We start from the raw sequence: 12759 nt of genomic DNA, 5'->3' as shown, positions 1-12759 counted from the left end.
CTCTCTTGATAGTAACGTATTCACGCTAGGGTTTAGAGCTTACCTGCGGCCTCGACAATAGCTTTACCTTCTGCACCGGCTCGTTCAACATAAGCATCTACAACAGAAGACGTTGCTTTTTTCCATTCAGCGCGCTGTTCATCCGTAAGTTCAATAATATTGATTTTATCAGCAAGATATTTGCGTGCTTCAGCTTCCTTGTTTGCAATAGAAGCCCTCAGTTCCTGTTCAACACGTTGACCGGCTTTCGTAATAATAGCCTGTTCTTTTTCAGACAAACCGTTCCAGACGTCATTGTTAATAACAACAATGAATTCAATATCAGCGTGGTTTGTAAGGGTAAGGTGATCCATCACCTCATATAACTTTCTGGATTGGGCCGCCGTAATGCCGGTCATACCCGCATCAACTGTACCGTTCTGATATGCCAAGAATTGTTTGGAACCAGACATAATAGTTGGCGCAGCATCAAGAGCTTCGATTGTATCTGAAATCGTTGCTCCAAAAGACCGGATCTTCTTTCCTTTTGCATCTGCAGGAACGACAATCGGCTTATCTCCTTTTGTCAGAACAATAGCCCCACCAAAAGCTTGGTACCACAATGGCTTCGCACCCGTTTTCTCAATTGCAGGATCAAGAATTTGTCGAATAGAACTCCCCGGTGCCGTCGCGGCCTGTACCTTTTCACTGCTATCAAACAAAAACGGTACATAGAACGCATCAACGGCAGGAACAGTTCCCACAAAGCGTGTTAATGACGCAATGCCCATTTCAATAGCACCTGAAGCAACAGCTTGCGGAACCTCTTTATCCTTGAATAACTGCGCAGAAGGAAAAACTTCGATTTTTAATTCGCCGTTTGATTCTTTTTCAACTTCTTCCTTAAAGCTGGAAATGTTCTGGCCCAGTGGATGTTTCAATGGAAGTTGTAGCGTTAGTCGAAGCGTCGTTTCCGCCTGCGCAGCACCAACAAAAGAAGAGAAGACAGCGCCTGCGATCAGGCCGGGTAAAATTTTTTTCATAAGTTTGATCCCAAGTGTTTATTATTTTTTTGATCTTTACGGACTTAGATTAGGTGTTCCGCAACCTTTGATGAGGCTTATTCAATAATAGAGATATTAACTTAAATCAATTGATTTGAAAATAAGACGCAATAATAATACCTAACAGAGGCTTCTATGGATTGATTTTATTAAATTGGTAATGCTCGACTATTTTATTATTTTTCAAACACAATATTGATAAATCTCATACAGAAGAGGTTATTCGACAAATGCAGATCGCGATTATATCAGATATCCATGGAAACCTTCTGGCATTAGAAACTGTGCTTAGCGATATTAGACGCCGTAAGCCTGACCTTACCCTTAATCTGGGAGATTGCGTTTCCGGCCCCTTTTGGCCCAAAGAAACCTATGACCTTCTTAAAGAATTAGACTTACCAACCGTACGTGGCAATCATGATCGGTGGCTCGCGGAACGCAATGCTTCAGAAATCAATCCCGGCTATAATTTCGCCTGTGAAAAACTGTCCGGCTTTGAAAAGCAAAAACTTGGCAATCTCCCCTCTCGCCTTCATCTCGATGAAGATATCTTCGCCTTTCACGGTACGCCTGATAACGATACGAAATACTTACTCGAAGATAATGTCGATGGGCGCTTGGCATTAGCTCGTGGCGAAGATGTGCACAAACGTATCGGTCAGGATCATCAGGCAAGCTTGTATCTTTGTGGGCACAGCCATTTAGCACACGTTGCAATGGGGCCGAATAATAGCACAATCATAAACCCCGGCAGTGTCGGTTGCCCAAGATACACAGATACGGACAATCCCCTTGAAGCCGAGAATGGTATTGCACTTGCTCACTACGCCATTGCCACAAAAACTAAGCAACGTTGGTCTGTCGAACTTATCGCTTTGGACTATGATTGGTCAAAAGTTGCTGAACAGGCAGAACGAAACGGCTATCCGGGTTGGGCACAGGTTTTTACCTAGTATTATCATTTATTTCTGTAAAACAAATTGAGACTCATTGGGAGCCAACCCCTTACCCAAGGCATAAATCTTGAATAAAGTACTTAAAGTTCTTCTCTACATAGTTGGGTTTCTGCTCTCAATTCCCGTTATTTTTTATCTTATTCTAACGTGGTCTCAACGCCCTTATCACGCACCTACTTTTTATGCACGAATGACTGTGGATATGAAGGTTGATAGTTACCCTGTTCATATGGAGCGAATTATCACCTGTAAAACAGTTCCTATGGGAGGGAATGACCTTTCTCAAATGTTTAAGCGAGTTTCTAGCCAGTATGTCAGCTATCCTCGTGCTTTTGGGAGTTACTTGCCTGATGACGCCGCTGTAATGATGTGGACACCCTATGAGTGTGATCGCGAAGAATATCAGGATGAAAATGGTTTAACAAAGCTAAAGGCAAAACAGCTCCATCCTGATTACGTCCCACGTATTGGCTGGACGCCAGATACCGCGACAATGCAAACATTGGAACTGTATATTGACAGAGACTCATTCAAATCAAATACAGCCAGAGTAACGGATCTGAAATTTCACGTTGAACTGGTTGATGAAGATGTTGCTGAAAAGGAAATGGCTGAGCCAGATGATTTTCAGTGGTTTAGCGGCAATATTTATACTGATGGTGATTGGAAAGATTATAAAAGCGTTCGGTATAAATCCTACTACGCTTTAGTGCTAAAAGAGAACCAATGGCGTGGCTACAATCCTATTATTGATTCAGAGTTGGATAGTTATACATATCCCCAAATGGTTGAACGTCGCCCAGAACTTGGGGGGCAGCAACCGCGACACCTGCTGTCTAATTTATTTGACGCCAAAGGCCCTAATGATGATGCTGGAATAACATCTGGATACCGTGCAAATGGGGTGCTTTATTCTGTTTTAGCGGGTGGATTTCCAAAGATAGGACATGGTATAAAATCTAACTCAGAAAATCGTATTGAGCACCTTTTCCCTGAGGGGAAAGCATTAAGAGTTCAAAGAAGCGGTATTTGGGACCGCTTGGTTATGCAGAAGCAAGGTCCTAGGTTCATTGATGGTAAGAGAGTTACCGATAATCCAAATTTATTAGATAATGCTATTCCACCCTTAGAAATTAGATACTTACGGAGTAATGAGGTTATTTCCCCTAAGTCAGGATACGTCCCAACCAAAAAACTTCATCCAAGTCTTTATTTATATGATCCAAAAACAAAAGAAATCTTCCTGATCGAAGTTGCTGCGTATGTGATATACCCTGCTGTTGAACACCCCTTGTTTCAACAGGCTGAAACAAGAGGAGTTAAGTAATGACATCCCCAACGATAGACTATGCTTTGATATCAGCCCATGTGTATGAAAGCGTAACTTACTCTGACTTAGCCAGCTTAACCAACTCTTCCATCATCATTTTGACGCCTTTTAAGCGGCTTGCGGCGTCATCCCAAGCGCGACGGTAAACGAGCTTGTGGTCTGGGCGAATTTTAACCGTTCCCACCTGTTCTTGAATAAACATGATAAGCGCGGATGGATTTTCAAAGGTATCATTTCTAAAGGAAACAACTGCGCCTTTAGGGCCAGCATCAACCTTCTCGACACCACTTTGCTTGCAAAGCCCTTTGATCAACATGACTTGCAACAGGTTTTCCACCTCTTCCGGCAGGTCACCAAAGCGGTCAATAAGCTCAGCAGCAAAACCATCAATTTCGGACCGATCCGTCAAGGAAGATAAACGACGGTAAAGACCCAAGCGTACATTCAAATCAGCAACATAACGATCTGGAATTAACACCGACGTACCAAGATTGATCTGTGGCGACCATGTATGGTCCTCTTCGTTATTCACTTCATCACTGCGTAAGTTTGCAACGGCCTCTTCCAACATCTGTTGATAGAGCTCAACACCAACTTCTTTGATATGGCCGGACTGCTCATCGCCAACAAGGTTACCAGCTCCGCGAATATCCATATCGTGGCTGGCAAGATTAAATCCAGCACCAAGGCTATCCAGCGTCTGCATAACCTCAAGACGACGTTCGGCTGTTTTGCTCAACAACTTGCCAACAGGCAGGGTTAAATAACAATAACCCCGGATTTTGGACCGTCCAATACGCCCCCTGATTTGATAAAGCTGTGCAAGGCCAAACATATCTGCACGGTGAACTAGCATCGTGTTGGCGCTCGGAATATCCAAACCGGACTCAATAATACTCGTCGATAGCAAGACATCGTATTGGTGATCACAGAAAGCTGTCATAACGTCTTCCAGATCAGTTGCCGCCAACTGGCCATGAGCAACACAAATCTTCACTTCCGGTACAAGCTTTTCGAGGCGTTCCTTAAGCTCTCTCAGATCTGATAGGCGTGGGCACACATAGAACGTCTGTCCGCCACGGTAATGTTCCCTCAGAATAGCTTCTCGTACGATGACCGGATCAAAGGGAAGAACAAATGTACGTACCGCCAAGCGGTCAACGGGCGGTGTGGCAATCAGGCTCATTTCCTTAACACCCGACATCGCCATCTGTAGTGTCCGCGGTATCGGTGTTGCTGTGAGTGTTAGAACATGCACATCAGTACGCAGCTCTTTCAAACGCTCTTTCTGTTTGACGCCAAAGTGTTGTTCTTCATCAACAATCAACAAACCAAGATCAGAGAACTTCATATTTTTAGAGAACACGGCATGTGTGCCAACCACGATCTCAACAGTGCCTTCGGCAAGGCCTTTTTTGGTCTCGGTCTGTTCTTTGCTCGTTGCCAAGCGGGATAACTGTCCGATACGAACGGGCAATCCCTTGAAGCGTTCGACAAAGTTATTGTAGTGCTGGCGGGCGAGTAATGTTGTCGGCACGACAACAGCAACTTGCTTACCACTCATCACGGCAACAAAAGCTGCCCGAAGCGCAACTTCGGTTTTCCCAAAGCCCACATCACCGCAAATCAGACGATCCATCGGGCGGCCAGACCCCAAATCTTCGAAGACATCCGCAATGGCATTAAGTTGATCTTCGGTCTCAGGATAAGGGAAACGGGCCGCAAATTCGTCATACAACCCATCTGGCACATCAATTGTTTCGGCTTTACGTAGAAGACGATTTGCTGCAATGCCAATAAGCTGGTGTGCGATTTCCCGAATACGCTCTTTAACACGCGCTTTTTTGGCCTGCCATGCCGCGCCGCCCAGACGATCCAGTTCTGCACCACAATCCTCAGAACCGTAGCGTGAAAGGATTTCGATGTTTTCTACGGGGACAAAAAGCTTGTCTCCACCACTGTAGACGACCTTGAGGCAATCATGGGGTGCTCCCCCAACATCAACGGTTTCCAGACCAATATACTGTCCAATTCCATGTTCCATATGGACAACAAAATCTTTATCCTGAAGCGAGGACACTTCTCTTAGGAAATTATCTGATTTACGGCGTCGTTTTTGCGCGCGCGCAAGGCGTTCACCAAGAATATCCTGCTCAGTAATAAACGCGACATTGGGAGTTACCACACCGCGTTCCAGCCCCAGCGTCAGGAACTGGACCTGCTTGCGCATGGTTTTCTTGTGGATTTTCCAATCTTTCAGAACATCGGTATTGGTCAAACTGTGCTCATGGAACATGGAAATCAGTCGGTCGCGAGATCCGTCACTGAACCCGGTGACAATAATTTTTTTACCGTTCGTCTGTTGAAGGCGGATATATTCGCTGACCTCGTCAAAGACATTAACGTCTTCACGATTTCTAGCTTCGGAAAAATCCTTTCCCTGCTTGCCTTCGACCTCAATCAGATTTTCAAGATGATCAGGCAGCGTAAAACCTGAAAACTGTGTGACAGGCCTTTTGGATAGTATTGCATCCCAATCTTCAACAGACAGGAACAGACGCTGCATAGGAACTGGCTTGTAAACCCAGCCACCTTCCGCCGTATTTTCCATCGTTTGCCGGGCTTGGAAGAAATCGGTGATGGACTCAATCCGGGCATCTCTTGCTTCTGCCGCTTGTCCATCCAGTGTCACAACAGCTGTTGGAAGATAATCAAACAACGTTTCCAGATCGCCATAAAAAAGCGGCAACCAGTGTTCCATCCCAGGATACTGCCGCCCTTCAGATATAGCTTCGTACAGGGGATCATCCTTCGCAACAGCCCCGAAAGTCTCGCGATATCCCTTTCGAAAAGACTCTATTGTTTTTTCATCAAGAATTGCTTCACCAACAGGCTTAAGTTCCAGCCCCTCGGCATCACCCGTTGTTCTTTGTGTAAGCGGATCAAAATACCGCAAGGTATCCAACTCATCCCCAAAGAAATCCAGACGCAGAGGAAGTTCTTCACCCGGAGGATAGACATCAACAATCCCACCACGAATTGCATATTCCCCTGCCTCGCTAACCGTTTCAGAACGCAAATATCCATTGGTGGAAAAGAATTTCACCAAATCTTCGTTTTTAATCTCCACACCGGATTTAGCCACAAGAGTTCTGTTTTTGAATAGCTTTCTTGGTGGGATCTTCTGAAGTGCGGCAGAAATTGTCGTCACAACAAGACGGCCCGATTTAGTTACTGGCGTTGCCAGTAACTTCGCAAAGGCATTAATACGTGCGGCTAGAATATCCTTGTGCGGGCTCACCCGGTCATAAGGCAAACAATCCCAGGCGGGAATTTCAATAATCTCAATATCTGGTGCGAAGAATCCAACAAGCTCAGCAAGAACAGCCAGACGGTTATCATCAAGCGCAATATGCAGAACAGGTTGCGGTGCCAGTTCGACAACAAGCTCGGCAAGGAGCTGCGCATCATAGCCTTCAGGAGCTGATGAGATTTGGTAGTGATCGGCGGCTTGAAGTCGGGTCGCAAGTGTTTTCAATGTTGCAATTCTTTATATTAATCGTCGTTCTGAAAGCCTGAATATCGGCAATAAGACTTAATTCAACAAAAAAGTTATCGTTTATTCGGGGTGTATTTAAAGCTTAGCAAAGCATCAAGAACTTTGTTGTGCATATTTTCCGTTGGGGCCGAATTACCAATAATCCAGTCATAGAGTACAGGATCTGGAATTTCGAGTACCCGCTCAAAAAGGTCCAAATCTGTAGCATCCATATTACCGACGTTTTGATCAGCAAAGGTTCCAATAATGAGATCTGCTTCCTGTGTTCCACGGTGCCAGCTTCTGAATCTGAGCTGTTTACGCCTTTTGTCTAATTCAGCGTTGGCTGCCATCGTCATAAATCTCACCCGTCATTCAATTTAATACGCTTGTTCGTTTCGCTTGCACATTAAGCTGTGATATAGGAAACATTACTAGAACATTTAATAAACATCCGATTTAATTTCTGCAAGTTAAAGCCCGTGCGTCCAGAGATTCTCTTTCCACTTTTCACCCCAGTCTCAACTCTTCAAGGTGTTGGACCAAGATTAAGCACGCTTTATGAAAAGCTGGCTGGTGGACGTGTCCTTGATCTTTGCTGGCATTTACCAGTGGGGTTGGTTGATCGTCGGTATTCCCCAACCATCGCCGACGCCATCTCTGATCGCGTTGCAACGCTGAAAATCACTGTATCTCGACACATCCCCTCTGCCAACCGTCGCAGTCCCTATCGCGTTATATGCCATGATCAAACGGGCGAGATGACGTTGATCTTTTTTCATGCCCGCGATGATTATCTTATGAAGCTCCTTCCTGTTGGGGAAGAACGTATCATAAGCGGTCGGCTTGAACGCTTTGGTGATGTCCTTCAAATGGCGCACCCGGACCATATGGTTCCGATAAGCGAAGAGGAAGATGTCAAAACTGTAGAACCCGTTTACCCCCTCAGCGCAGGTGTAACACTCAAGCCACTTTCAAAAGCGATTAAAGCGTCCCTTGCTCTCGTTCCGACCATCCCCGAATGGCTTGATAGCTCTCTCAAAGAACAAGAAAGCTGGCTCGATTGGTATAGCTGTCTTCAAAAGGTTCACCATCCCCAATCAGAAGATGAACTGACAGCTTTCTCTCCCTATCGAAAACGATTGGCCTATGATGAGCTCTTGGCAAACCAGCTTGCCATTTCCCTTGTCCGGGAACAGCAAACAGCAGCAAAGGGGCGTATAATTAAGGGCGACGGCTCTCTCCGAGAAAGAATGCTGGACATCCTACCCTTCAAACTGACGGGTTCACAGGATCAATCTATTCGCGAAGTTATTGCCGATATGGAAAGCACCAATCGCATGCTCCGTTTGGTGCAGGGCGATGTAGGAAGCGGCAAAACAGCTGTCGCGCTCTTTCCCATGTTGGCAGCAATAGAAAGTGGCTCACAAGCTGCATTGATGGCTCCCACAGAAATCTTGGCACGCCAACACTACAAAACCTTACAGCCCTTCGCTGAAAAATTGGGAATTTCTATCGTAATCCTTACCGGTCGGGATAAAGGAAAAGCACGCAAAGCTATTCTGGAAAGTATCGCCGATGGCTCTACGCAAATGGTTCTTGGTACGCACGCGATTTTTCAAGATGAAATAGATTTCTCGGATCTTGCTTTGGCTGTGATTGATGAACAGCACAGATTTGGCGTTCATCAACGCTTATCCCTCGCCCGAAAAGGTGCTGGTGTTGATATGCTGGTTATGACAGCGACACCAATTCCTCGAACACTCATGCTAACGGCTTATGGCGACATGGCTGTATCTCGCCTGACAGAAAAACCAGCCGGACGACAACCTGTTGACACCAGGACAGTGTCCGTTGAACGAATTGATGATGTTATAAATGGGGTCGCCCGATCTTTGGATCAGGGTACAAAAGTTTATTGGGTTTGTCCCTTGGTTGAGGATTCAGACAAATCGGATCTTGCTGCAGCTGAAGAGAGATACCGGGAACTGAGCGAACGATTTGGCGACCGCGTAGGCTTGGTACATGGCCGCATGAAAGGCGCTGAAAAAGATGCCGTTATGGAAAAATTCTCTAAGGGTAATGTTGATCTGCTGATTGCAACCACAGTGATTGAAGTCGGTGTTGATGTCCCGCAAGCAACTATAATGGTGATTGAGCACGCCGAACGCTTTGGCTTGGCACAGCTCCATCAGCTTCGCGGGAGAATAGGACGTGGGAGCGAGAAATCCACCTGTATCCTGATGTACCAAGGACCTTTAGGCGAAACGAGCAAAGCCCGTTTAAAAATCATGCGGGACAGTGATGATGGTTTTGTTATTGCCGAAGAAGATTTACGCCTGCGTGGTGCGGGTGAAGTCTTGGGGACGCGACAAAGCGGGTTACCTGAATTCAAGGTTGCTGATCTTGCCTGTCATGGGGAATTACTAGCAACGGCGCGTAATGATGCCAAACTAATCATGGATAAAGACCCAACATTACAAACCCCTAGGGGGCAAGCTTTACGCACACTGCTGTATCTTTTCGAGAGAGATACAGCAGTTAAATATCTAAAGTCGGGCTAAAAATTATGGCCTACGACGCAGCCTTTTGAGTTTCCGCGTCGTCACCGTTTTGACCCGCTGTAACATCAGTATTAACGGTCTCTACGGTCAATTTTTCCTGCTCTTGTTCCGGAGCATGATATTCAGGGGTAACTATTCCCCCAGAGACAACCATCTTAATGCCCTCTTCCACCGACATTGTCAGCATTCTTGCTTCCTTACGCGGAACAAAAAGTAAAAAACCAGACGTTGGGTTTGGTGTTGTCGGTAGGAAGATATTAATTGATTCGTCTTCAGAGATATCTTTGATTAAACGATTAGAATCCCCAGTGTAGAACCCCAATGCCCAAGACCCCGGTCTCGGATATTGAAACAAAACAACTTCGCGAAATGCATTGGAATGATCCTGAAAAATCGTTTCAATAATTTGCTTAATTGCGCCGTAGACGGTTCGAATAACTGGCATTTGATCTAACAAACGCTCACTTATTCGGAGCAACGTTTTCCCTACAATCCCTGCGGTAAGAAAACCAATCACCGTCAAACTTATAAAAATAAAAAACAGACCAAGCCCCGGTAACGCAAAGGGAAGATAGCTTTCCGGATTCCACTTCAACGGTATATACGGGCGCACCCAGCTATCGATCAGAATAATGATTTCCCAAGCCAACCAGAACGTAAGGCCTATCGGGGCCGTAACGAGCATGCCGCCAAAGAAATAGTTTCTCAACTTCGTAAAAACACTTGGTTTCTGGTATGCATGTGCTTCTTCAGATGCTTTATTAGCTTTTTCCTCTAGTGTAAGTTTTTTGATTTCTGAGGGAGAAAGTATCCCACCCGAAATGACAAGCTTAATTCCTTCTTCAACCGTCATATCCAAATGATGAACATCCTGCTTGGGGATAAAAAGTAAGAATCCTGTGGTTGGGTTTGGTGTTGCTGGTACAAAAACATTAACGACAGTGTCGTCTGTCAAGCTTTGTACTTCCCCCTTTGTCCGCCCAGTAATAAAGCCAACAACCCAGCAACCTCGGTGAGGATATTCAACAAGCACAACCTCGTTAAAAGCGGTAGAGTTTTGAGAAAGAACGGTTTCAAAAACCTGTTGAGTCCAACTGTAAACACTGCGAACCACGGGAAGTTTTTTAACGACTGCTTCACTCGCACGTTTGAGTAGCCGACCAATATAGCCTGCGGTCAAAAAACCGATGAGAGTCAATCCGACAATAATAACCAGCAGCCCCAAACCAGGAACACCAAAAGGAAGGTAGTTTTCCGGGTTCCATTTTAAGGGGATAAGCGGCGTGACCTGATTATCAACAAAGGTGATGGCTCTCCATGCAAGCCATAGTGTTATGGTGACAGGCGCAGTTATCAAGACCCCGGCAAGAAGATAGTTACTAAGTCGTTGCGCGAAGGATTGCTTCGACTTGTGAGTGGCTTTAACGCCTTTATCTTTCATATATTCAGGTTCCATTTAACAACTATTCAAAACACCATGACAGGCTGCCTGTGCTTTGTATCTAAACATTGCTTTTAAAGCCCACATTTTCAAGAAGCAAATTAGAAAACTCTGGCGCATCAGATACGTAATCAGATAACCAACAGACAATCATCTTACATCAGAATGATGCTGTTCATATGACAACAAATTCATTTACAAGCCATTCTTGAAATCGCCTCACCTTATGATTGTGTGCATTATGAATTGGGATCATAAGAAAATAAGCTAACCCAGTTATTCTAGGTTGATTTGGAAACGCCACTAACCAGCCTTGTTTAATTGCAGTCTCTACTAACAAAGAGCTTACCAGTGCGACCCCTTGATCAGCCAACGCAGCCTGAATAACATGGTGTTCAAGGTCAAAATGTCTTCGATTTATCACATCAATTTTTCCGGCAACAACTCTATCCCACGAAATAGACGGTAAATCCTGGTTTTTCCATTTCGTCTCGATCAAACAAGCATCTTCTATTCTGGGCGTGTTTTCTAGGTACCGCGGCGTGGCATAAGCCCCAACAGTCTCTGTCACAAGTTTAATTTTATGAAGAGATTCAACATCATCACGACCGTAGCGAATTATAAGATCAATTCTCTTATCCCGGTCAAAATCATCTAGCTGCTCACCAGTTTTAACAACGACCTGAATTTGTGGATTGAGTTGATGAAACTTCTCGAGCCGGGGCACCAACCACATTGCCGCAAACGACGCCGTAGTACTTACTGTTAATGTTGTTTGTGTATTCGTTAATTCAGACACAACCGTCGAAAGCTGTCGTAAAGCTAGATAAGCTACTTGGGCGAGTTTCTCGCCTTCTTCTGTCAGCTCTATTGCGCGCGTTTTTCTTTCAAACAAAAGAGTGCCAAGAGAATTTTCCAAGCCTCGAATTTGGTGCGACACAGCTGTCGGCGTCACATTTAATTCAGATGCAGCAGCTTTAAAGCTCTTTAAACGCGCAGCGGAATCAAAAACCCGGATACTGTTCAAAGGGGGAAGATGAGAAAACATCCCTCACCTTATACATAAGTTTTTCTCATCTACAAATAAGAAATAGCCTTTTGTCAAAAGGGCACAGATGAACAATATAATTTCATATTGATAAATTTACTACGCGATATGAGGAAATACCATGACGACAATTCTACATCTGGATAGCAGTGCTCGCAGAACAGACAACTCTGAAGTAAGTTACAATTCTATCTCTAAAACCTTGGCTGCCGGATTTATCAAGGAATGGAAAAAACAAAGGCAAGCCGACACAATAATTTATCGGGATTTGGGCCAGACCCCACCAGACTTCATAAATCAAGATTGGATTGCTGCTGTTTTTACAGATGAGAAAAATCGGACAAACGCCCAAAAAGAGTTGCTAACATTATCTGATACTTTAATTGACGAAGTGAACAGCGCCGACATCATTCTAATGTCATCACCGATGTACAACTACGGGATGCCAGCAGCTTTGAAAGCTTGGTTCGATCAAGTTATCCGTATCCACAAGACCTTTACATTTGATTTAACGCGCGGAGACTATCCCCTAGAACCGATCTTGTCGGGAAAAACACTGGTGTTAATTACATCAACTGGTGAATTCGGTTTTGAAATAGGCGGTATAAGAGAAAATATTAATCATCTTGGCCCCCACGTGAAAGTCATGAGTAAATATCTTGGTGTTGAAAATTTTCATGAAATTAGATCTGAATATCAAGAGTTCGGCGACGATCGTCACACACAATCTATCGAAAATGCTCGCAACAAGATCCTAAAGTTGGTCCCGAAGATTTCTCAATTATACCAGATCAAACCAAGTTTAAGAAAAGCATCAAAATGAACACTCAACAAGCGGG

General features: G+C 44.8%; 9 protein-coding genes. 4 read left to right on the top strand and 5 right to left on the bottom strand.

Annotation, left to right across the window (positions count from 1 at the left end):
• Window positions 1-32: 32 nt before the first annotated feature.
• The gene (dctP, locus tag ACN0QW_RS04895; RefSeq protein ID WP_417429262.1) at window positions 33-1022 is read right to left on the bottom strand and encodes a TRAP transporter substrate-binding protein DctP; all 990 of its coding nucleotides are present in this window, start codon (window positions 1020-1022) and stop codon (window positions 33-35) included.
• Between the two features lie 251 nt (window positions 1023-1273).
• On the opposite strand from dctP, the gene ACN0QW_RS04890 reads away from it, so the two are divergent.
• Together ACN0QW_RS04890 and ACN0QW_RS04885 are read left to right on the top strand one after the other, a co-directional pair.
• Complete coding sequence (locus ACN0QW_RS04890) at window positions 1274-1996, top strand: metallophosphoesterase family protein (RefSeq protein ID WP_417429260.1); 723 nt, start codon at window positions 1274-1276, stop codon at window positions 1994-1996.
• 70 nt (window positions 1997-2066) lie between these two features.
• Window positions 2067-3326, top strand: a complete 1260-nt coding sequence (locus ACN0QW_RS04885; RefSeq protein WP_417429258.1) for a hypothetical protein — start codon at window positions 2067-2069, stop codon at window positions 3324-3326.
• 58 nt (window positions 3327-3384) lie between these two features.
• Here ACN0QW_RS04885 and mfd read toward each other — a convergent pair whose 3' ends face one another.
• Window positions 3385-6867, bottom strand: coding sequence for a transcription-repair coupling factor (gene mfd / locus ACN0QW_RS04880; protein WP_417429256.1), 3483 nt, complete (start codon window positions 6865-6867; stop codon window positions 3385-3387).
• A 74-nt stretch (window positions 6868-6941) separates the two neighbouring features.
• Window positions 6942-7226, bottom strand: a complete 285-nt coding sequence (locus ACN0QW_RS04875; RefSeq protein ID WP_417429254.1) for a succinate dehydrogenase assembly factor 2 — start codon at window positions 7224-7226, stop codon at window positions 6942-6944.
• A gap of 123 nt (window positions 7227-7349) precedes the next feature.
• Here ACN0QW_RS04875 and recG point away from each other — a divergent pair, with 123 nt between their 5' ends.
• Window positions 7350-9431, top strand: a complete 2082-nt coding sequence (gene recG, locus ACN0QW_RS04870; RefSeq protein ID WP_417429252.1) for an ATP-dependent DNA helicase RecG — start codon at window positions 7350-7352, stop codon at window positions 9429-9431.
• Window positions 9432-9441: 10 nt separating this feature from the next.
• Here the strand turns inward: recG and ACN0QW_RS04865 are convergent, their stop codons facing one another.
• Entirely contained in the window at window positions 9442-10872 is a 1431-nt protein-coding gene (locus ACN0QW_RS04865) for a DUF502 domain-containing protein (protein ID WP_417429250.1), read from the bottom strand.
• Window positions 10873-11047: 175 nt separating this feature from the next.
• Complete coding sequence (locus ACN0QW_RS04860; RefSeq protein WP_417429248.1) at window positions 11048-11920, bottom strand: LysR substrate-binding domain-containing protein; 873 nt, start codon at window positions 11918-11920, stop codon at window positions 11048-11050.
• A gap of 121 nt (window positions 11921-12041) precedes the next feature.
• Between ACN0QW_RS04860 and ACN0QW_RS04855 the strand changes: the two genes are divergently transcribed.
• Window positions 12042-12743 carry an FMN-dependent NADH-azoreductase gene (locus ACN0QW_RS04855; protein ID WP_417429246.1) on the top strand — a complete coding sequence of 234 codons (702 nt, stop codon included), beginning with the start codon at window positions 12042-12044 and terminating at the stop codon, window positions 12741-12743.
• Window positions 12744-12759: the final 16 nt, after the last annotated feature.

This window comes from Kiloniella sp., from assembly GCF_048259265.1.
GTDB lineage: Bacteria > Pseudomonadota > Alphaproteobacteria > Kiloniellales > Kiloniellaceae > Kiloniella.
This window is presented reverse-complemented; position numbering and strand designations above follow the sequence as displayed.